This window comes from Streptomyces sp. NPDC096048 (assembly GCF_044763415.1).
In the GTDB taxonomy this organism is placed as follows: Bacteria; Actinomycetota; Actinomycetes; order Streptomycetales; family Streptomycetaceae; genus Streptomyces.
The window spans coordinates 107940-129681 of the sequence record NZ_JBIWGG010000008.1; the positions used below are offsets into that span (position 1 = coordinate 107940).

Genomic DNA, 21742 nt, shown 5'->3' on the forward strand with positions numbered 1-21742 from the left:
AGGCGGCCTGCATGGTTTCTCCCGTACGCGTCTGGCTCAACCGCACGTACGCGGAGAACGTCTTCTTCATGGATCAGCTGCGGAGAAATCCCGCCGACCGGGCCGTCGAGATCCATGCCACGCACGGCGATCCGGACTCCCCCGTGCTGGCCGCCGCGGACACCGCCGACCTGGAGCCGGAGGACCTGTCCCCGGCCGGTTACGTCGAGTACGCCCTGGACCAGTGCGTACGGCGCGGCATCGACGTGTTCGTGCCCCGGCTGTACCAGTCCGCGATCGTGGCCCACCGTGCCGAGTTCGAGGCGGCCGGTACGGCGCTGCTGGCGCCGCCGCCGGAGGCGGTGGCCGTCTTCCACGACAAGGTGATCGCCTACGAGGCGGTCAGGGCGATCGGCGTTCCGGTGCCGCCGTGGTGGCGGGTCCGCACCGCCGACGAACTCGTCTCGGCCGTCGAGGAGCTGGAGGCGCACGGGCACCGGGCGTGCTTCAAACCGGCGTCCGGCGCGGGCGGCGTGGGCTTCCGGACGGTCACCCGGGATCCCTTCTCCCTCGCACACCTGAACGGCTTCCCGAGTCCGTCCGTGCCGCTGCACCTGGTCGTCGAGGCGCTGCGGGCGGCCGAGGAGCCGGTCGACTGGCTGGTGATGCCGCGGCTGGAGCAGCCGGAGGTCTCGGTGGACTGCCTCACCGGGCCCGACAACCGGGTGCGGCTGGCCGTGGGCCGTACCAAGGACGGCCGCCGCCGGGGCTTCACGCTCCACGAGCGGTGGCTGGCGCCGGCCCGGCGGATCGCCGAGGCGTTCGGGCTGCACCACCTGTCCAACGTGCAGTTCCGGATGTACGGCGACCGGCCCGTCCTGATGGACGTCAACACCCGGCCGGCCGGGGGCCTGCACCAGCTGGCGCTGTGCGGGATCAACGTGCCCTGGGCGGCGGTCCGGCTGGCCCTCGGTGACGACCCGGGCGAGCTGACGCCGCCGTTCCTGGGCCAGGACTACACGGTGGTGTCCGGGCCCCGCCCGCTGCGGCCCGTCTCCCTGCCGCATCAGCGCACGGACCTCCCCGCCGTTCCGGCTCCGGCTCCGGCTCCGGCTCCGGCTCCGGCTCCGGTGAAGTATCCGGCGGTCGCCGCCCCGGCCGCCGGCCCGGTCACCGCCCCCGCGCCGGACCCGGCCGCCGGCGCGCCCGCGTAGTGCGCGGCCGAGAGGCCGGCCGACCTACCTCAGGTACGCCAGACCCGGATGGGCGGCCGTGTAGCCGTCGACGAGGCGGTGGGCGACGTTGACCGAGTCGACGAGCGGGTGCAGGGCGAAGGCGCGTACCGCTGCCGTGCGGGAGCCCGACCCGGCCGCCGCCAGGATCTCGCGCTCGACCGCCTTGACCGCGCAGACCAGGCCGGTGGCGTGGCCCGGCAGCGGGTCCACGGCCACCGGGTGGGCGCCGTTCGCGTCGACCAGGCACGGGACCTCGATGACGGCGTCGGCGTCGAGGACCGACAGCGTGCCGCGGTTGCGGACGTTGAGGATCAGGGTGGCGCGCTCGTCGCGGGCGACGGCCCGCATCAGCGCCAGCGCCACCTTCTCGTAGCCGCCGGACAGGTCGTCGGCCTCGCGCTCGCCCGCGCCCGCCGCTTCGCGGTTCTCGGCCATGTAGGTGGCCTCGCGCTCGGCGCGGGTGCGGTCCCAGGCCGCGAGGGCGGGTGCGTCGGTGCGGCGCATCTCGTCGTAGAAGCGGGCCTGCTGGTCGCGCAGGAACGCGCCGCGGGTGCGGTCGGCCTCCTGGTAGGCGCGGACGGTCTCCCGGTTGAAGTAGTAGTAGTGCAGGTACTCGTTGGGGATCGCGCCCAGCGAGCGCAGCCACTCGGGGCCGAACAGCCGCCCCTCCTCGAAGGAGCCGAGCAGCGCCGGTTCGGCGAGCAGCCGCGGGAGTTCGTCCCGGCCCGCGACGCGCAGGCCGCGCACCCAGCCGAGGTGGTTGAGGCCGACGTAGTCGATCCACGCCCGGTCCGGATCGGCGCCCAGCACGCGGGCGACGCGGCGGCCGAGGCCGACCGGCGAGTCGCAGATGCCGATGACGCGGTCGCCGAGGTGCCGCGACATGGCCTCGGTGACCAGGCCGGCCGGGTTGGTGAAGTTGATGACCCAGGCGTCCGGCGCCAGCCGGGCCACGCGGCGCGCGATGTCGACGGCGACCGGGACGGTGCGCAGTCCGTACGCGATGCCGCCCGCGCCGACCGTCTCCTGCCCGAGGACGCCCTCGGCCAGCGCCACCCGTTCGTCGTCGGCCCGCCCCTGCAGACCGCCGACGCGGATCGCGGAGAAGACGAAGTCGGCGCCGCGCAGCGCCTCGTCCAAATCCGTCGTCGCGGTCACCTCCGGCGCGTCCGGCACCCCGGCGGCCTGCTCGGCCAGCACCCGGGTCACCGCCGACAGCCGGGCCGCGTCCAGGTCGTGCAGCACGACATCCGTCACGCGTCCCTCGGAGCGGTCCCCGAGGAGCGCCCCGTACACGAGCGGCACCCGGAATCCGCCGCCGCCCAGAATCGTCAGCCTCACGCCCGCACCCTTCCGTCACCGAGCCGCGCTCTCCGCCTGGCGCCGATCATGGCACGGCCGGGTACCCACTCGCGTGCTCCCGCCCTCCCCCTGTCCAGGGCCGGGGCGGGCACCCTACCCTCGGCCCGGTGACCGCCCCCACCGCCCCCGACCGCCTGCTGTCGGTACTCGCCGCGTTCGACCACGAGCACCCGGCGCTGTGCCTGACGGACATCAGCCGCCGGGCCGGGCTGAGCCTGACCACCGCGCACCGGCTGGTGCGGTCCCTGACCGAGTGGGGCGCGCTGGAGCGGGACGAGTCGGGGACCTACCACATCGGGCTGCGGTTGTGGGAGGTCGCCGCGCTCGCCCCGCGCGGTCTGCCGCTGCGGCAGGTCGCGCTGCCGTACCTGGAGGACCTGTACGAGGCGACGCACGAGAACGTGCAGTTGGCGGTGCGGGACGGTGGCGAGGTCGTCTACATCGAGTGGCTGGCGGGGCGTTCCTCGGTCGGCGTGCACATCCGCGTCGGCGCCCGCTGGCCGCTGCACGCCACCGGGGTGGGGCTCGCCCTGCTCGCCCATGGCGAGTTGGAGTTCCAGGAGGCGTACCGCGTGGGTCCGCTCGCCTCCTTCACCCCCCGCACGATCACCGATCCGGAGCGGCTGCGCCGGGTGCTGGCCGAGGTGCGGCGCACCGGCGCGGCGGTGAGCGACCGTCAGGTCACCGACGACGCCCTGTCGGTGGCCGCTCCGGTGTACGGCCCGGACGGCACGGTGGCCGCGGCCGTCTCGGTCGTCGTACCGCACGCCGGGGCACAGGTGCCGACGCTGGTCCCCGCGGTGCGGCTGGCGGCGCGCGGGATCTCGCGGGCGCTGGGGTGGCGGCCGGAGGAAGCGGCGCGGGCCGGCGCCGGGCGTCCGTCCGGCCGGTGAGGGGCGGGGTCCTGCCGCCGGGGCACCGGATCTCCCTCTCACCGGTGAGGACGCGACGCCGGGGGCCTCGTGATACTGGGACGGCCCTTGCCCCGAGGAGCCGCCCATGTCCGCCCGGTCCCCGCTCGCCTCCGTCGTCGCACGGCTGCGTACGACGAATCCGTACGCCGTCGACGCGGCCGTCGCCGCGCTGGTGCTGTTCGCCGTCTCCCTGCAGTGGTTGTTCCCGGACGAGGGCGACGATCCGCTGACCTGGCGGGGCTGGCTGCTGGGGGCCGCCACGGCGCTGCCGCTGGTGTGGCGGCGCGCGGCGCCCTTCGCGACCGCCTGTGCCGTGTCGGTGGCCACCCCCACGCAGGCGCTGCACCACGCGCCGCCGCCCGACCTGATGTACGGCGGGTTCGTCGTCCTCTACACCATGGCCGCGCTGGCCCGGCCCTGGCAGCGGCGCCTGATGCTGGCGGGTTGGCTGATCGGGGTCGCCGTCACCATCCGGCACCGGGAGGACGCCGAGCCCTTCGAGTACGCCTTCCAGCTGCTGAGCATCGTGTGCGCGTACGCCCTCGGCGCGCTCGCCCGGACCCAGCGCGCCTACACCGCCGAACTGGAGGACCGGGCCCGGCGGCTGGAGCGTGAGCGGGCCGCCGACACCGCGCGGGCCATGGCGCAGGAACGCTCCCGCATCGCCCGCGACATGCACGACATCCTGGCGCACGCGGTCAGCCTGATGGTGGTGCAGGCCGAGGCGGGACCGGTCGTCGTGCGCAGTGATCCGGCGCGCGCGGAGGCCGCGTTCGAGGCGATCGCGACCGCCGGCCGGGACGCGATGACCCAGCTCCGGCGCATTCTCGGTGTACTCAAGCAGGAGCAGTCGGCGGTCGCACCGCAACGCCTGCCGCAGCCGGGTGTGGCCGCGCTGCCCGGCCTGGTCCGGCAGGTGGACGAATCGGCGGTACTGCACGTGGAGTTGCGGGTGACCGGGGATCCGCGCCCGCTGCCGCCGGACACCGAGGTCGCCGTCTACCGCATCGCGCAGGAGGCACTCACCAACACGGTCAAGCACGCGTACGCTTCCTCCGCGACGGTCGGACTCGACTGGGCGGAGGACGAAGTGACCTTGACGGTGACGGACGACGGACGGGGCCCGTCGGCCGCGGGCGGCGGCGGACACGGGCTGATCGGCATCCGGGAGCGGGCCGCCGCCTGCGGGGGCGGGGCCGTCGCCGGCGGCGGGCCGGACGGCGGCTTCCGTGTCGTCGTACGCCTGCCCGTCACGGCCGGACGGCGGACGGCGCTCGGATGAGTATCCGGGTGGTCGTCGCGGACGACCAGGAGCTGGTCCGCAGCGGGTTCAGCATGATCCTGGAGGCACAGGCCGACATCGAGGTCGTCGCCGAGGCGGGCGACGGTGCCGAGGCGGTGGCCGCGGTCGAGCGGCACGCGCCCGACGTACTGCTCCTGGACATCCGCATGCCGGTCATGGACGGCCTCGACGCGGCCCGGCGGGTGTGCGCGCGGTCCGCCTGCAAGGTCGTCATGCTGACCACCTTCGATCTGGACGAGTACGTGTACGAGGCGCTGTACGCGGGCGCCAGCGGCTTCCTGCTCAAGGACGTGCGCCGGGACGACCTGGTGCACGCGGTACGGGTGGTCGCGGCCGGCGACTCGCTGCTGGCACCGGCGGTGACGCGCCGGCTCGTCGCGGACATCGTGCGGCGCCGGCGGGAGGAGGCCACCGCCGAGGTCACCCCGCAACGCCTCGAGGTGCTGACCGCCCGCGAGGTGGAGACGCTGCGACTGCTGGCGCGCGGGCTGTCCAACTCCGAGATCGCCACGACCCTGTTCGTGAGCGAACACACCGTCAAGACCCATGTCAGCAACGTGCTGAGCAAGCTCGGTCTCAGGGACCGGGTGCAGGCGGTGATCTGCGCGTACGAGACCGGCCTGGTGGCCCCGGGCTCCCCCTGACGGGTGAGGCGGGCGGCGGACTCCCCCGTCAGGGCGAGTTGCGCAAACCACTCCCTCCGGCGATCCGGCACCGTGCCGCCGGCACGAGTCTGTTGGCGATGCCGAAAGACGCATCCCCAGCCGGATGACGATTGCCGGGAGGCACCGTGCTGTCCACACTCGCCCGGGCGGCGACCCGCCGCCCACTGACCGTGATGCTCCTGTGGGGCCTGTTCCTGCTGCTCGGCTTCGGCCTGGGGACGGGTGTCTTCGGAAAGCTCTCCGACGACGTGCCCGACGTCCCCGGCACCGAGTCGGAGGTCGCCGCCGAGTACCTGGACGGCCTCGATCCGGCGGGCGAGTCGATCACCGCCGTCGTCGAGGCCGCCGCCGTCTCCGAGCCCGGGGTGCGCGCCCAGGTGGAGCGGGCCGTCGCGGACCTGAGGGAGATCGCGGGCGTCGCCGCGGTGCCCGACCCGTACGCCACGCGCGGCCTGGTCGCCGAGGACGAGCGGGCGCTGATCGTGCCCGTCTTTCTCGAGGGGAGTCTGGACGACGACGCCGAGGAGGCCGCGGTGGACGCGGCGGCCTCCCGGTTGCACGAGATCGACGCTTCCGGGGTTCATGTCAGCGGCGGACCGCTGCTGGGCGAGCAGCTCGGCGAACGGGCCCAGGAGGACGTGAAGAACGCGGAGTTGATCTCACTGCCGGTCGTACTGGTGCTGCTGCTGGTCATCTTCGGCGGGCTGCGCGCCGCGGGGCTGCCGCTGCTGGTCGCGGTGGCCGGCATCGCGGGCGCGTTCCTGGGCCTGTTCGCCTTCAGCCAGTTCACGGACATCTCCGTGTACGCGATCCAGGTCACGACGATGCTGGGGCTCGGCCTCGCCGTGGACTACGCCCTGCTGATGCTGGTCCGCTTCCGGGAGGAACGGCGGGACACCACCGATGTGGTGGAGGCCGTGCACCGCACGGTGGCCGCGGCCGGGCGGACCGTGCTCTTCTCCGGGCTGACGGTGGCGGTGAGCCTGGCCGGGCTGCTGGTCTTCCCGAGTACGTTCCTGCGCAGCATGGGTCTGGCGGTGGCCGCGGTGGTCGTCGTCGACATGCTCGCCGCGCTGACGCTGCTGCCCGCGCTGCTGGCGCGGTTCGGCGGGAAGATCGCCCCGGCGAAGGTGCGTCCGGAGGGCGAGGAGGGCCGGCTCTTCGCCCGCCTGGCCCGCTTCGCGGCCCGGCGGCGCGTGGCCGTCCTCGCGGTGGCCGTCCCGGCACTGCTGGTGCTGGCGCTGCCCGTCACCGGCATGCGCATCAACATCGGCGACGCGCAGCAGCTCCCCGAGAGCACCGAGGCTCGGCAGCTGTACGACGCCGTGGACGCCCACTTCCCGCCGGGCACCGGGGTCTCGCCGGTCACCGTGGTCCTGCGGCCGGGCACCGACGCGGCGACGGCCGACCGGATCCGCGCGCTCGCGCCGGGCACCGAGAGCCGTGACCTGCCCGGTGGGGCGACCGTGCTCGAACTGCCCCCGGCCGGCACCGTCGACGGCAGGGCCGCCACCGAACTGGTCGAACGGGTACGGGACATCCGCGGCGACGCCCCTGTCCAGGTCACCGGCACCGCCGCCCAGCTGGTCGACTTCCGGCAGATGCTCGCCGACCGGGCGCCCTGGGCTGCGCTGACCGTGCTGGCCGGCATCTTCGTGCTGCTGTTCGCCTTCACCGGGTCGGTGCTGCTGCCGCTGCGCACCGTCGCGACCACGCTGCTCAGTCTCGCCGCCGCGCTCGGCGCCGTCGTCTGGGTGTTCCAGGACGGTCATCTCGCCGGGCTGATCGGGGCCGAGGGGCTGGGCGCGCTGAGTCTGACCGCCCCGCCGCTCATCATCGCCATCGCGTTCGGACTCGCCATGGACTACGAGCTGTTCATCCTGGCGCGGATGCGCGAGGCCCGGGAGCGGACCGGCGACGACCGGGAGGCCGTGGTGACCGGGCTGCGCCGCTCGGGCCGGGTGGTGACCTGTGCCGCGCTGCTCCTCGCGGTCGTGTTCGGCGCGTTCATGACGGGCGGCTTCTCCCCGATCCTGCAGATCGGGCTGGGCCTCACGCTGGCGGTGCTGATCGACGCCACGGTCGTACGGATGCTGCTGGTGCCGGCGACCATGGCGCTGCTGGGCCGCCGCGCCTGGTGGGCTCCGCGGCCGCTGCGCCGGGCGCACGAGCGGTTCGGTGTGCGCGAGGAGGCCGCCGCCCCGGACGCGCCGCAGCCGATGCATCACTGAGGCGCGAGATGCCGGCCGCCACGATCCGGCCGTGGTGCGGTCGCGGTCCGGCCGTCGTGCGGTCGCGGTCCGGCCGTCGTGCTTCTCTTGGTTCGGCTTCGGCCGCTGAGCGGCGAACGGCTCCCCGCAGGAGGGCGCAGGGGCTCCACGCACGCGTGGGGCCCCTGCGTCGTGATCCCTCAATCCCCGAGGGGCCGCTCAGCGCAGCTCGGCCCGGAAGGCCGCCGGGGTCTGTTCCGTGTGCTGCTGGAAGAACTTGGAGAAGTTCGCCGCGTCCGGGAAACCGACCGCCGCGCCGACCCGGCCGATCGGCATGTCGGTGTGGGCGAGAAGGCGCTTGGCCTCCAGGACGACGCGTTTGTCGATGAAGCCCTTGGGCGTCTCGCCGGTCGCGGCGCGCACCGCGCGGACGAGGGTGCGACGGGAGTAACCGAGCGCGTCGGCGTAGGCGCTGACGCTGTGGTTGGTGGCGAAGCCCCGCTCGACCGCGTCCCGGAAGAGGGTGAAGGTGGTGTCGCCCGGCGCGTCCGCCCGCCCGTGACGCGCCGCCTCGGCGGAGCTGACCGCGAGATGCGCGAGGCGCAGCAGGAACGCGGACAGCGTGTGGCGCAGTACGGCGGTGTGCAGGCTGAGGGGCAGGCTGGTGGCGTCCTCGTACTCGCGCCGCAGTTGGTCGAGTGCGGCGGTGAGCCCGGCGAGCCGTGTCTCGTCGGGGTGGAGCAGGGGCGGCAGGTCGTAGCGGTAGAGGCCGGTGGCCTCCACGGTGGCGCGGGGCAGGAAGCCGGGCTGCATGGTCAGCACCGTTCCGCGGTACTCGCTCGTCCGCGAGAAGCGGTGGACCTGTCCGGGACGGATCCACAGCAGATCGCCGGCCGTCGCCTCGTACTCGGCGAAGTCGATCATGTGTCGGACCGGGCCGCCGGTGAAGAGCATGACGACGTGGAAGTCGATGCGGTGCACGCGGTGCAGCGGGGCCTGCGCGTGCCAGGTGCGGCCGGCGCCCATGGGACCGACCTGCATGCCGACGCCGAGGAGGCTGAGATCGACCGGGAAGGGGAACGTTCTGATCCCGTCGCCGTCCCTGGCGTCACCGCCGCCGCCGTCTTGGTTGTTTTCGTCCGCCATGTCCTTCTCGTGCCGTCCCGCCCGTACGCCCGGGCGCCGGGGCGTGTCCCACTTTCACCACAGGCTGGCACACCTCGACCTTCACTCTCAAAAGTCAGACTTTTAAGTTTGAACACGCCAGACCCATTCCTTCGCTCCGATCGAGGATTTCTTGAAGATGAGTACGCACACAGTGGACGGCGCGGACCGCTTCGAATGGACCGAACTCGACCGGCGTGCCGTCGACACCGCCCGGGTTCTCGCGGCCGATGCCGTGCAGAAGGTCGGGAACGGCCATCCGGGTACGGCGATGGCCCTGGCCCCGGCGGCGTACACGATCTTTCAGAAGGTGATGCGGCACGACCCCGCGGATCCCGAGTGGACCGGCCGAGACCGCTTCGTCCTCTCCCCCGGCCACACCTCGCTGACCCTCTACACGCAGCTCTACCTCGCCGGGTACGAGTTGGAGCTGGACGACCTCAAGGCGTTCCGCACGCACGGCTCCAAGACACCCGGCCACCCGGAGTACGGGCACACCGCGGGCGTGGAGACCACCACCGGCCCGCTCGGCCAGGGCGTGGCCAACGCGGTGGGCATGGCGATGGCCGCCCGTTACGAGCGCGGTCTGTTCGACCCGGAGGCGGCCGAGGGCGAGTCACCGTTCGACCACACCGTCTGGGCGATCGTCTCCGACGGCGACCTCCAGGAGGGCGTCTCCGCCGAGGCGTCGTCGATGGCCGGTCACCAGCGGCTCGGCAACCTCGTCTTCCTCTACGACGACAATCACATCTCCATCGAGGGCGACACCGCGACCGCGTTCTCCGAGGACGTGCTCAAGCGCTACGAGGCCTACGGCTGGCACGTGCAGCGCGTCGAGCCCGCCGAGAGCGGCGACGTCGACGTGCGCGCCCTGTACGCGGCCCTGACGGCGGCGAAGGCCGAGACCGGGCGCCCCTCCATCATCGCCATGCGCACGATCATCGCCTGGCCCGCCCCCAACGCCCGGAACACCGAGGCCTCCCACGGCTCCGCCCTCGGCGAGGACGAGGTCGCCGCCACCAAGCGCGTCCTCGGCTTCGACGCGGAGCGCTCCTTCGAGGTCGCCGACGAGGTCCTCGCCCACACCCGCCGGGCCCTGGACCGGGGCGCCGAGGCGCACGCCGCCTGGGACAAGCGGATCGCCAAGTGGCGCGCCGACCAGCCGGAGCGCGCCGGGCTGTTCGACCGCGTGCTCGCCGGCCGGCTGCCCGAGGGCTGGGAGGACGTGCTGCCGGTGTTCGAGACCGGCAAGTCCGTCGCCACCCGGGCCGCCTCCGGCAAGGTTCTCCAGGCCCTCGGCCCGGTCCTGCCCGAGCTGTGGGGCGGCTCCGCCGACCTGGCCGGCTCGAACAACACCACGATCGACAAGACCAGCTCCTTCCTCCCCGAGGGCAACCCGCTGCCGGAGGCCGACCCGTACGGCCGCACCGTGCACTTCGGCATCCGCGAGTTCTCGATGGCCGCGGAGATGAACGGCATCGCCCTGCACGGCAACACCCGCGTCTACGGCGGCACCTTCCTGGTCTTCTCCGACTACATGCGCAACGCGGTGCGCATGTCCGCCCTGATGCAGCTGCCGGTGACCTACGTGTGGACGCACGACTCGATCGGCCTCGGCGAGGACGGCCCGACCCACCAGCCGGTCGAGCACCTGGCCGCGCTGCGCGCCATCCCCGGTCTGAACGTCGTCCGCCCGGCGGACGCCAACGAGACCGCCACCGCCTGGGCCGAGATCCTCAAGCGGCACTCCACCCACCCGGCCCCGCACGGCCTCGCCCTCACCCGCCAGGGCGTACCGACGTACGAGCCCGATCCGGACGCGGCGCGCGGCGGGTACGTGCTCGCCGACGCCTCCACCCGCGCCCCGGAGGTCGTCCTGATCGCCACCGGTTCCGAGGTGCGGCTGGCCATGGCCGCGCGGGAGGCGCTGGAGGCGGAGGGCACGCCGACGCGCGTGGTGTCGATGCCGTGCGTGGAGTGGTTCGAGGAGCAGCCGCGGGAGTACCGCGAGAGCGTGCTGCCGCCGTCCGTGAAGGCCCGGGTGGCCGTGGAGGCCGGTATCGGACTCACCTGGCACCGGTTCACCGGGGACGCGGGCCGCATCGTCTCCCTGGAGCACTTCGGCGCCTCCGCCGACGCGAAGACCCTGTTCACCGAGTTCGGCTTCACCGCGGAGCACGTGGCCGCCGCCGCCAGGGAGTCCCTGGCCGCCGCCCGCGGCTGAGCCGACCGGACCCGACCGCACGAAGCACCGCAGAAAGAGAAGATGATCACTGTGACCGAAGCAACCGCGACCGCGGGAGCACTGCGACGCCTGACCGACCAGGGCGTCTCCATCTGGCTGGACGACCTGTCGCGGCGGCGGATCGAGTCCGGCAACCTCGCCGAACTGATCGCGACGAAGAACGTCGTCGGCGTCACCACCAACCCGTCGATCTTCCAGGCCGCCATCGGCTCCGGCGAGGGCTACGAGGAGCAGCTCGCGGACCTGGCGACCCGGGGCGTCACCGTCGACGAGGCGGTCCGCATGATGACCACGGCCGACGTCCGCGCCGCCGCCGACGTGCTGCGTCCCGTGTACGACGCCACCGGCGGCCGGGACGGCCGGGTCTCCATCGAGGTCGACCCGCGTCTCGCCCACGACACCCGGGCCACGATCGCCGAGGCCCGCCAGCTGGCCTGGCTGGTCGACCGCCCCAACGTGATGATCAAGATCCCGGCGACGAAGGCCGGTCTCCCGGCGATCACCGAGGTCATCGGCGCCGGGATCAGCGTCAACGTCACGCTGATCTTCTCCCTGGAGCGCTACCGCGAGGTCATGGACGCCTACCTCGCCGGTCTGGAGAAGGCGCAGGCGGCCGGACTCGACCTCGCGGCCGTCCACTCCGTCGCCTCCTTCTTCGTCTCCCGCGTCGACAGCGAGATCGACAAGCGCCTGACGCTGCTGGGCACGGACGACGCCCTCGCGCTGCGGGGGAAGGCGGCGCTGGCCAACGCGCGACTGGCCTACGAGGCGTACGAGAACGTCTTCGCCGGTGACCGCTTCACCGCCCTCGCCGGGACCCGCGCCAACCCCCAGCGCCCCCTGTGGGCGTCCACCGGGGTGAAGGACCCGGCATTCCGGGACACCCTGTACGTGGAGGAGCTGGTCGCCCCCGGCACCGTGAACACGATGCCGGAGGCCACCCTGAACGCCGCCGCCGATCACGGTGACGTCCAGGGCGACACGGTCACCGGTGGTTACGCCCAGGCCCGGGCCGACCTCGGGGCCGTGGAGCGGCTCGGCATCTCGTACGACGAGGTGGTGCAGCAGCTGGAGCAGGAGGGCGTGGCCAAGTTCGAGGTGGCCTGGCAGGACCTGCTGGACGCCGTGACGAAGTCCCTCGACAGCAAGGGAGTTGACGGGGAATGAGCGAGGACCTTCCCGCTACGACGGTCCACGAGACCAAGGCGACGAAGGAGGCCAAGGAGGCCAGGACCGCCCAGGAGGCGGCGGGGCCGTCGCACGCCGAGGAGGCCGAGAGGTCCCGGACCGCCGGGGCGCCGAAGGCCGCCGAGGGTGCCGGGTCCGCCCGGACCGCCAAGAAGTCCCGGGCGGCCCGCGGCGCCAAGGGCGCGAAGGCGGAAGGGGCCGGCGAGAAGGGCGTCACGCCCGTGGCGCCGCTCGACTGGAGCAACCCCCTGCGCGATCCCCAGGACCGACGCCTCCCCCGCATCGCGGGCCCGTCCGGACTGGTCATCTTCGGTGTCACCGGCGACCTGTCCCGCCGGAAACTGATGCCCGCCGTCTACGACCTGGCCAACCGCGGCCTGCTGCCGCCGGGCTTCTCCCTGGTCGGGTTCGCCCGCCGGGACTGGGAGAACCAGGACTTCGCCCAGGTCGTGCACGACGCCGTCAAGGAGCACGCGCGCACGCCGTTCCGCGAGGAGGTCTGGCAGCAGCTCGCCGAGGGCATGCGCTTCATCCCCGGCGACTTCGACGACGACAACGCGTTCGAACAGCTGCGCAAGGCCGTCGAGGAGCTGGACGCCTCCCGCGGCACCAGCGGCAACTACGCCTTCTACCTCTCGGTGCCGCCCAAGTTCTTCCCGAAGGTCGTCCAGCAGCTCAAGAAGCACGGGCTGACCGACGCCCCGGACGGCTCCTGGCGCCGTGCGGTGATCGAGAAGCCGTTCGGGCACGACCTGGACAGCGCCCGGGACCTGAACGCGCTGGTGCACGAGGTCTTCGACCCGGAGCAGGTCTTCCGCATCGACCACTACCTGGGCAAGGAGACCGTCCAGAACATCCTGGCGCTGCGCTTCGCCAACCAGATGTACGAGCCGATCTGGAACCGGTCCTACGTCGACCACGTGCAGATCACGATGGCCGAGGACATCGGCATCGGCGGCCGGGCCGGCTACTACGACGGCATCGGCGCCGCCCGTGACGTCATCCAGAACCACCTGCTCCAGCTGATGGCCCTGACCGCCATGGAGGAGCCCGCCTCCTTCGACGCGGCGTCGCTGCTCACCGAGAAGCTGAAGGTGCTGAAGGCGGTACGGCTGCCGGACGACCTCGGCGAGCACACCGTGCGCGGTCAGTACGCGGGCGGCTGGCAGGGCGGCGCGCAGGTGCCCGGTTACCTGGAGGAGGAGGGCATCGACCCGGCCTCCACCACCGACACCTACGCGGCCATCAAGCTGGGCATCGACAACCGCCGCTGGGCGGGCGTCCCCTTCTACCTGCGCACCGGCAAGCGGCTCGGCCGCCGGGTCACCGAGATCGCGGTCGTCTTCCAGCGCGCCCCGCACTCCCCCTTCGACTCCACCGCGACGGAGGAGCTGGGCGAGAACGCGATCGTCATCCGCGTCCAGCCCGACGAGGGCATGACGGTGCGGTTCGGCTCCAAGGTGCCGGGCACGTCGATGGAGATCCGGGACGTGTCCATGGACTTCGCGTACGGCGAGTCCTTCACGGAGTCCAGCCCGGAGGCGTACGAACGGCTGATCCTGGACGTCCTTCTGGGCGACGCCAACCTGTTCCCCCGTCACCAGGAAGTGGAAGAGTCCTGGCGCATCCTCGACCCGATCGAGGGGTACTGGGCCGCGCACGAGAGGCCCGCACAGTACCCCGCGGGCGGCTGGGGACCGCGGGAAGCCGACGAGATGCTCGCACGAGACGGACGGAGCTGGCGCAGGCCATGAGGATCGACCTGACCGACACCACGGCAAGCAAGATCAACAAGGCGCTGGTGCAGGGCCGCCGGGCCATCGGCACCCCGGCCGTGGGCATGGTGCTCACGCTGGTGATCGTCACCGACGAGGAGAACGCCTACGACGCGGTCAAGGCGGGCGAGGAGGCCTCGCACGAGCACCCCTCGCGGACCCTGGTCGTCATCAAGCGTCACCCCCGCAACCTGCGCGACCGCACCCGCTCGCACCTCGACGCCGAGGTCCGGGTGGGCTCCGAGGCCGGCACCGGCGAGACGGTCGTCCTGCGCATGTACGGGGAGGTGTCCGAGCACGCCGACTCGGTGGTGCTGCCGCTGCTGCTGCCGGACGCCCCGGTCGTCGTGTGGTGGCCGGTGGAGGCGCCGGACGACCCCGCGGGGGACCCGCTGGGCGCGCTGGCGCAGCGCAGGATCACCGACCTGTACGCGGTCGAGAGGCCGATGGAGGTCCTGGAGCGCCGGGTCCGCGCGTACACGCCCGGCGACACCGACCTCGCCTGGACCCGGCTGACACTGTGGCGCTCCATGCTGGCCGCGGCACTCGACCAGGCCCGGGTGCCGGTGACCTCGGCGACCGTCGAGGCCGAGGCCGAGAACCCGGCCGCCGAGCTGCTGGCCCGCTGGCTGGAGGCGCGGCTGCACGTCCGGGTCGACCGGGTGATCACCGACGGACCGGTCGTCACGGCCGTCCGCCTGGGCACCGCGAACGGCGAGATCGTCATCGACCGGCCGGAGGGCCCGCTCGCCACGATGACCCTGCCCGACCAGCCCCCGCGCTCCCTCGCGCTCAAGGTCCGCTCGACCGCCGAACTCATCGCCGAGGAGCTCAGGCGCCTCGACGCCGACGATATGTACGCCGTCGCCCTGCGTGGCGAGGCCGGCAAGGAGACCCCCGTCCATGTCTGACACCCCGAAGCTCGACCGGCGGCCCGAGTGGACCGCGCTGGCGGACCACCGCGAGGACGCGCTGCCGCGGCCGGACCTGCGCGAGCTGTTCGCCGCGGACCCCGGGCGGGCGGAGCGATACGTCGTGCGCGTCGGTGACCTGCGCATCGACTACTCCAAGAACCTGGTCACCGACGACACGCTGGCCCTGCTGCGGGAACTGGCCGCCGCCACCGGCGTGTTCGACCTGCGCGACGCCATGTTCCGCGGTGAGCGGATCAACATCACCGAGGACCGGGCGGTGCTGCACACCGCGCTGCGCGCCCCGCGGGACGCGGTGATCGAGGTCGACGGCGAGAACGTCGTCCCCAAGGTGCACGCCGTGCTGAACCGCATGACCGACTTCGCCGACCGGGTCCGTTCCGGTGAGTGGACCGGGCACACCGGCCGGCGTATCCGCAACGTCGTCAACATCGGCATCGGCGGCTCCGACCTCGGTCCGGCGATGGCGTACGAGGCGCTGCGGGCCTTCAGCGACCGCTCGCTCACGTTCCGGTTCGTGTCGAACGTGGACGGCGCCGACCTGCACGAGGCGGTCCGGGACCTGGATCCGGCCGAGACGCTGTTCATCGTGGCGTCCAAGACGTTCACCACGATCGAGACGATCACGAACGCGACCTCGGCGCGCTCCTGGCTGCTGGCCGGGCTGGACGGCGACGAGAAGGCGGTCGCCAAGCACTTCGTCGCGCTGTCGACGAACGCCGAGAAGGTCGCCGCGTTCGGTATCGACACGGCCAACATGTTCGAGTTCTGGGACTGGGTCGGCGGCCGGTACTCGTACGACTCGGCGATCGGCCTCTCCCTGATGATCGCCATCGGCCCGGACCGCTTCCGGGAGATGCTCGACGGCTTCCGCATCGTCGACGAGCACTTCCGCAACACCGAGGCCCCGGCCAACGCCCCGCTGATCCTGGGTCTGCTGGGCGTCTGGTACGGCAACTTCATGGGCGCCCAGTCGCACGCCGTACTGCCGTACAGCCACTACCTGTCGAAGTTCACGGCCTACCTCCAGCAGCTGGACATGGAGTCCAACGGCAAGTCGGTCGACCGCGACGGGCGTCCGGTGGAGTGGGAGACCGGTCCGGTGGTCTGGGGCACGCCCGGCACCAACGGGCAGCACGCCTACTACCAGTTGATCCACCAGGGCACCAAGCTCATCCCGGCCGACCTGATCGGCTTCGCCCGGCCTGTCGCCGAAATGAGCGACGAACTCAAGGCCCAGCACGACCTGCTGATGGCCAACCTCTTCGCCCAGGGGCAGGCGCTGGCCTTCGGCAAGACCGCCGAGGAGGTCCGGGCGGAGGGCGTGCCCGAGGAGCAGGTGGCGCACCGCACCTTCCGGGGCAACCACCCCACCACGACCGTCCTGGCCACCGAGCTGACCCCGTCCGTCCTCGGCCAGCTGATCGCGCTGTACGAGCACAAGGTGTTCGTACAGGGCGCGATCTGGAACATCGACTCCTTCGACCAGTGGGGCGTCGAGCTCGGCAAGGTCCTCGCCAAGCGCGTCGAGCCCGCCCTCACCGAGGGCGCTGACGTGCCCGGTCTCGATCCGTCCACGGCCGCGCTGGTGGCCGCCTACCGTGAACTGAAGGAAGTGCACTGACATGCAGATCGGTCTTGTGGGTCTCGGCAAGATGGGCGGCAACATGCGCGAGCGTCTGCGCAACGCCGGCCACACCGTCGTCGGATACGACACCAATCCGGAGAAGGCCGACGTCAACAGCCTGGTCGACCTCGTCGACCAGCTGGAGCGGCCGCGCGCGGTCTGGGTGATGGTCCCGGCCGGCGCCGCCACCCAGCACGTCATCGACCAGCTCGCCACGCTGCTCAAGCCGGGTGACACCGTCATCGACGGCGGCAACTCCCGCTGGACGGACGACGAGAAGCACGCCGAGGAGCTGGGCAGGCGCGGCATCAACTTCGTCGACGCGGGCGTCTCGGGCGGTGTGTGGGGCCTGAAGAACGGCTACGCCCTGATGGTCGGCGGCGAGAAGGAGACCGTCGAGGACCTGAAGCCGATCTTCGACGCGCTCAAGCCCGACGGCCCGTACGGCTACGTCCACGCGGGCAAGGTCGGCGCCGGCCACTTCTCCAAGATGGTCCACAACGGCATCGAGTACGCCATGATGCAGGCGTACGCCGAGGGCTGGGAGCTGCTGGAGAAGGTCGACTCCGTGGACAACGTCCGCGAGGTCTTCCGGTCCTGGCAGGAGGGCACCGTCATCCGCTCCTGGCTCCTCGACCTGGCCGTCAGCGCCCTCGACGAGGACCACCACCTCGACAAGCTGCGCGGCTACGCGGAGGACTCCGGCGAGGGCCGCTGGACCGTCGAGGCGGCCATCGACAACGCCGTGCCGCTGCCCGCGATCACGGCCTCCCTCTTCGCGCGGTTCGCGTCCCGGCAGGACGACTCGCCGCAGATGAAGATGATCGCCGCGCTGCGCAACCAGTTCGGCGGCCACGCGGTGGAGGCCGCCAAGAAGTAGGCGCTCCCCGGGTGGTCCGGAAAGCGCGTTGACGTGATCGGCCGGTTCGGGTCAGAGTCCCTCCCTGATGGAGATCAACGACCTGACACCGGCCGAGGCGCGCGTCTGGCGGGCGTTCGCCACGGGCACCGCGGTGGACTTCCGCGCCGCCGACGACGAGGACCCGGCCGGCGGCGGTTCCTGGGGCCCCGAACGGACCGTACGCGCCGGCGTGTTGCGGGCGCTGCTGCTGAACGGCCCGCGCAAGGACGGCGAGGTGGCCGCGCTGAGCCTGGCGGGCGCGCGCGTCACCGGGCCGCTGGAGTTGCAGTACGCGACGGTCGAACACCCCGTGCGGCTGCGGCACTGCCACTTCGACGACGTGCCCAGGCTCTACGCGGCCCGGCTGCGCGAAGTGAACCTGAGCGAGTCCGTCCTGCCCGGCCTGGTCTCGCATGCCGTCCGGGTGGACGGCGTACTGCGGCTGACCCGCGCCCGGTTCGGCGGGACGGTGCGGCTCGGCGGTGCGGAGATCACCGGCAGCCTCTACCTGGAGAGCACGGAGATCCACGCGCCGGACACCGAGGGGCCGGTGCTCCAGCTGAACCAGGCGGTGCTGGGTGCCGACCTGTGGGCGCCGGGGCTGCGGGCCCGGGGCACCGTGCGGCTCGACGGCGCGCGGGTGGCCGGGACGGTCAACCTCACCGACGCGGTACTCGACCGGCCGGACGGCACCGCCCTGCAGGCCGAGACGCTCGCGGCGGAGGCCGATGTGCTCATGCGGCACGCCGAGGTGCGGGGCCGGCTGGAGTTCCGCGGCGCGCGCATACCCGGCCGGCTGGACCTGTCGCAGGCGCGCCTGGTCAATCCCGCGGGGACCGCGCTGCGCGCGAGCAGTTGTGTGATCGGCGAACTGTGGCTGCGCCAGTGCCCGAAGGTGGAGGGCACGCTCAATCTGCGCCGCTCCCAGGTGGACGTGCTGTTCGTCGAACCGGAGGTGGTGCCGCACTGGGTCCAGCTGAACGACCTCACCTACACGTCGCTCATCCCGCACGAGCCCGCCCAGAGGCGGCTGCCGATGCTGGAGCGCGGCGAGAGCTATCTGCCCTTCGTCTACGAGCAGTTGACCGCGTCCTACCGCCGGATCGGCGACGACGACGCGGCCCGGCTGGTCCAGCTCGCCAAGCAGCGCCGGCACCGCCGCACCCTGCCCTGGTACGGCCGGGTCTGGGGGCTGCTCCAGGACGCCGCCGTCGGCTACGGCTTCCGTCCGCTGCGGGCCGGCGGCTGGCTGCTGTCGCTGCTCGCGGCCGGCTCGGTCGCGTACGGCCTGCGGCACCCGCCGCCGCTCAAGCCCGCGGAGTCCCCGGACTTCAACCCGGTGTTCTACACGCTGGACCTGCTGCTGCCGGTGATCTCCTTCGGTCAGGAGAGCGCGTTCGCGCCCGAGGGCTGGCACCAGTACCTCTCGTATCTCCTGATCGTCATGGGCTGGATCCTGGCCACCACCGTCGTCGCCGGTGTCACCCGCACCGTCAGCCGCCAGTGAACCCCCGCACCGCGTGCTGCGCGGCCAGCCGGACCGGTGCGTTGGCCGCGCCGTAGCCGCGGTAACCGCCGTCCCGCTGGACGAGCTCGAAGAAGACCCGGCCGACGGTGTGCGTGTAGCAGTGCCGGAAGACGCCGTGCCCGTCGCGGTCGTAGAGGATGCCCAGCTCCCGGTACGTCTCCAGCTCGCCGTCGGCGAACTCGAAGCGGGCCGCGAGGTCGTCGTAGTAGTTGGCCGGGATCGGCAGCAGCGGGCCGCCGGCGGCGCGGAAGCGGCGGGCGGCGGCGACCACGTCGTCGGTGGCCAGGGCGATGTGCTGGGCGTGCGCGGTGTCGTCGGTGGGTGCCGCGCCGACGGTCAGGACGATGCGGACCCCGCCGTCGTCGGTGGTGACGGCGCGGCTGCGCAGCAGGCCGTAGGGGTCGGCGACGTCCACGCTCTCCTGCGGGCGCAGCCCGAGGACGCCGCGGTGGAAGAGCACCGCCTCGTCGAACTGGTGCCAGGGCTGGGTGAGGGAGAGATGGTCGACGCGCCAGGCCGCCCCGGTCGCGGCGTCCGCGCCGGTGTCCGCGAAGTCGGCCCGCCAGTCGGGCGGTCCGGGGCGCCGGGTGGCGCAGAAGAACAGCTCCGTGCCGTCGGGGGCGGCGACCGCCTCCAGCGGGGCGTCCCCGGGGGCGCGGCGGCGTGGCAGTACCGGAGCGAGCAGGGCCTCGGCGCGGCCGGCCGCCCCGGCGGGGTCCGGCGACTCCAGGCCGACGGCGGCCAGCCGGGTGCCGTCGCGGCGTTCGGCCGGTCCGGTGTTGACCAGGACCCGGGCGTCGCCCCGCTGCCACAGGTCGACGGGTTTGCCGCGGTGCCGGGCGGTGCGGGCGAAGCCCAGCGCGCCGAGGACGGCCGAGACGGGTGCGGCGTCGGGCGTGACCAGTTCGGCGAAGGCGACCCCGGTGGGCGGAGCGGGGGCGGGAGGCGCGGCGAGGCCGGCCGTCTCCTGGAGCGTCCGCAGGGAGCGCTGGGCGTCCACGGCCGTGGGGCCGGCCTCGGACTGCCGGAAGACGTCGTTGAAGACCTCCAGGGACAGTGGACCGTCGTAACCGGCGCGCATGACGTGCCGCAGCAGCCCGGCGACGTCGAAACCTCCCTGGCCGGGGAAGCAGCGGTAGTGGCGGCTCCACTGGAGGACGTCCATCGCGAGCAGCGGGGCGTCGGCGAGCTGGAGGAAGAAGATCTTCTCCCCCGGGATGTCCTCGATGCCCTTGGGGTCGCTGCCCCGGGAGAGGATGTGGAAGCTGTCCAGGCAGGTACCGAGCGCGGGGTGCCCGGCGGACTCCACGACGCGCCAGGCGTGGTCGTAGGTGCTGATGTGCCGGCCCCAGGCGAGCGCCTCGTAGGCGACGCGGATGCCGTGGTCCTCGGCGAGGCCGGCGAGCCGGCTCAGCTGTTCGGCGGCGAGGGCGTCGTCGTCCACGGCGTGCGGGGAGACGCTGGAGCAGACCAGGACGGTGCCCGCGCCGAGCCTGCGCATCAGCTCGAACTTGTGCCGGGCGCGGCGCAGGGCGCGGGCGAACTCGTCCTCGGGGAGCGCCTCGACGTCCCGCATGGGCTGGTAGAGGTCGATGGTGAGGCCGAGGTCGGCGCAGCGGGCGCGGATCTCCTCGGGGGTCAGGGGGCTGGCCAGCAGGTCGTTCTCGAAGATCTCCACGCCGTCGAAGCCGGCCAGGGAGGCGGCCGTGAGCTTCTCGGTGAGGGATCCGCTGAGGGAGACGGTGGCGATGGACGTCCGCACGTGGCTACCTCTTTCCTACTGCGGGGTCCCGAGGGCGCCCGCCAGGTCGGTGATGTCGGCGAGCATCCGCACGGCGTCGGGTTCCCGCCCGGTGAACAGCCGGAACGCGTCCGCGGCCTGGAAGACGGCCATGCCGCCGCCGTCGAGCGTGGCGCAGCCCAGCGCGCGGGCGGTGCGCAGCAGCTCGGTCTCCAGCGGGCGGTAGACGACCTCGGCGATCCACAGCCCGGGGTGGAGCAGTCCGGCGGGCAGCGGCAGGCCGGGGTGGGCGGCCATGCCGGTGGGGGTGGCGTGCACGATGCCGTCGGCCCGGGTCAGCAGCCCGGCCAGCCGGTCCGGGGTGGCGTGGGCGGCGCGGCCGTCCCCGAAGTGGCGGTTCAGCTGGGCGGCGAGGGCGGCGGCGCGCTCGGGCATCGCGTCGACGACGGTGACCCGTCCGGCGCCCAGGGTGAGCGTGGCGTGGGCGACGGCCGCGCCCGCGCCGCCGGCGCCGAGCTGCACGATCCGCTCCAGCGGCGCGTCGGGCAGCCCGCGGGCGAAGGAGGCGGCGAAGCCGGTGACGTCGGTGTTGTGGCCGGTGGCGCGGCCGGTGTCGTCGAAGACGACGGTGTTGACCGCGCCGAGCGCCTCGGCCTGCGGGGCGAGGGCGTCCAGGTGCTCGATGACGAGCTGCTTGCAGGGGTGGGTGATGTTGAGTCCGTCGAAGCCCAGGTCCCGGGCCGCGCGCAGCAGGTCGCCCACCGCCTCGGGCCGGACACCGAGGGGGTCGATGTCGATCAGCCGGTACAGGTAGCGCAGACCCTGCCGGGCGGCCTCCCGCTCGTGCAGAGCCGGGCTGAGCGACGGGCCGATGCCGGAGCCGATCAGCCCGACGAGATACGAGTCCTTGGCCACCGGGGACCTCCTGAGCGACTCGGGCTGCTGCCCGAGAGATCAATGTACGAACCAGTAC

The 21742-nt window shown here is 72.9% G+C and carries 16 protein-coding genes; 12 read left to right on the plus strand and 4 right to left on the minus strand.

The window, feature by feature from the left end; genetic code table 11:
* The first annotated feature begins 11 nt into the window (after positions 1-11).
* Positions 12-1193: an ATP-grasp domain-containing protein gene (locus ACIQ6R_RS23095; RefSeq protein ID WP_404223099.1), complete on the plus strand. Its 1182-nt coding sequence runs from the start codon at positions 12-14 to the stop codon at positions 1191-1193.
* Positions 1194-1217: 24 nt separating this feature from the next.
* On the opposite strand, the gene ACIQ6R_RS23100 is transcribed toward ACIQ6R_RS23095, so the two are convergent.
* Positions 1218-2555, minus strand: a complete 1338-nt coding sequence (locus tag ACIQ6R_RS23100; protein WP_404223100.1) for a 6-phospho-beta-glucosidase — start codon at positions 2553-2555, stop codon at positions 1218-1220.
* A 128-nt stretch (positions 2556-2683) separates the two neighbouring features.
* Between ACIQ6R_RS23100 and ACIQ6R_RS23105 the strand changes: the two genes are divergently transcribed.
* From ACIQ6R_RS23105 to ACIQ6R_RS23120, 4 genes are all read left to right on the plus strand, one after another.
* Positions 2684-3469 (plus strand): IclR family transcriptional regulator, encoded by a 786-nt coding sequence (locus ACIQ6R_RS23105; protein WP_404223101.1) that lies wholly within the window; start codon positions 2684-2686, stop codon positions 3467-3469.
* Positions 3470-3575: 106 nt separating this feature from the next.
* Positions 3576-4772, plus strand: coding sequence for a sensor histidine kinase (locus ACIQ6R_RS23110; RefSeq protein ID WP_404223102.1), 1197 nt, complete (start codon positions 3576-3578; stop codon positions 4770-4772).
* Positions 4769-5437, plus strand: a complete 669-nt coding sequence (locus tag ACIQ6R_RS23115; RefSeq protein WP_404223103.1) for a response regulator — start codon at positions 4769-4771, stop codon at positions 5435-5437. Before ACIQ6R_RS23110 ends, ACIQ6R_RS23115 begins: the two co-directional genes overlap by 4 nt.
* Before the next feature lie 146 nt (positions 5438-5583).
* Positions 5584-7689 carry an MMPL family transporter gene (locus tag ACIQ6R_RS23120; RefSeq protein ID WP_404223104.1) on the plus strand — a complete coding sequence of 702 codons (2106 nt, stop codon included), beginning with the start codon at positions 5584-5586 and terminating at the stop codon, positions 7687-7689.
* Positions 7690-7887: 198 nt separating this feature from the next.
* On the opposite strand, the gene ACIQ6R_RS23125 is transcribed toward ACIQ6R_RS23120, so the two are convergent.
* Complete coding sequence (locus ACIQ6R_RS23125; RefSeq protein ID WP_404171063.1) at positions 7888-8814, minus strand: AraC family transcriptional regulator; 927 nt, start codon at positions 8812-8814, stop codon at positions 7888-7890.
* A 157-nt stretch (positions 8815-8971) separates the two neighbouring features.
* Between ACIQ6R_RS23125 and tkt the strand changes: the two genes are divergently transcribed.
* The 7 genes from tkt (at position 8972) to ACIQ6R_RS23160 (ending at position 19007) form a co-directional block, all read left to right on the plus strand.
* Positions 8972-11056, plus strand: a complete 2085-nt coding sequence (gene tkt / locus ACIQ6R_RS23130; protein WP_404171066.1) for a transketolase — start codon at positions 8972-8974, stop codon at positions 11054-11056.
* A gap of 42 nt (positions 11057-11098) precedes the next feature.
* A complete protein-coding gene (gene tal, locus ACIQ6R_RS23135) occupies positions 11099-12244 on the plus strand; it encodes a transaldolase (protein ID WP_404223105.1) in 1146 nt (381 codons plus the stop codon).
* Entirely contained in the window at positions 12241-14019 is a 1779-nt protein-coding gene (gene zwf, locus ACIQ6R_RS23140; protein ID WP_404223106.1) for a glucose-6-phosphate dehydrogenase, read from the plus strand. The genes tal and zwf overlap by 4 nt, the downstream gene beginning before the upstream one ends.
* Positions 14016-14951: a glucose-6-phosphate dehydrogenase assembly protein OpcA gene (opcA, locus tag ACIQ6R_RS23145; protein ID WP_404171075.1), complete on the plus strand. Its 936-nt coding sequence runs from the start codon at positions 14016-14018 to the stop codon at positions 14949-14951. Before zwf ends, opcA begins: the two co-directional genes overlap by 4 nt.
* A complete protein-coding gene (pgi, locus tag ACIQ6R_RS23150; RefSeq protein ID WP_404223107.1) occupies positions 14944-16596 on the plus strand; it encodes a glucose-6-phosphate isomerase in 1653 nt (550 codons plus the stop codon). Before opcA ends, pgi begins: the two co-directional genes overlap by 8 nt.
* Position 16597: 1 nt before the next feature.
* Positions 16598-17479: a phosphogluconate dehydrogenase (NAD(+)-dependent, decarboxylating) gene (gnd, locus tag ACIQ6R_RS23155; RefSeq protein WP_404171081.1), complete on the plus strand. Its 882-nt coding sequence runs from the start codon at positions 16598-16600 to the stop codon at positions 17477-17479.
* Between the two features lie 67 nt (positions 17480-17546).
* Positions 17547-19007 carry a membrane-associated oxidoreductase gene (locus tag ACIQ6R_RS23160; RefSeq protein ID WP_404223108.1) on the plus strand — a complete coding sequence of 487 codons (1461 nt, stop codon included), beginning with the start codon at positions 17547-17549 and terminating at the stop codon, positions 19005-19007.
* On the opposite strand, the gene ACIQ6R_RS23165 is transcribed toward ACIQ6R_RS23160, so the two are convergent.
* Both ACIQ6R_RS23165 and ACIQ6R_RS23170 read right to left on the minus strand, forming a co-directional pair.
* Positions 18994-20790, minus strand: a complete 1797-nt coding sequence (locus ACIQ6R_RS23165) for a bifunctional sugar phosphate isomerase/epimerase/4-hydroxyphenylpyruvate dioxygenase family protein (RefSeq protein WP_404223109.1) — start codon at positions 20788-20790, stop codon at positions 18994-18996. The genes ACIQ6R_RS23160 and ACIQ6R_RS23165 overlap by 14 nt on opposite strands.
* 15 nt (positions 20791-20805) lie before the next feature.
* Positions 20806-21684, minus strand: coding sequence for a shikimate dehydrogenase (locus tag ACIQ6R_RS23170; RefSeq protein ID WP_404171089.1), 879 nt, complete (start codon positions 21682-21684; stop codon positions 20806-20808).
* Positions 21685-21742 lie beyond the last annotated feature (58 nt).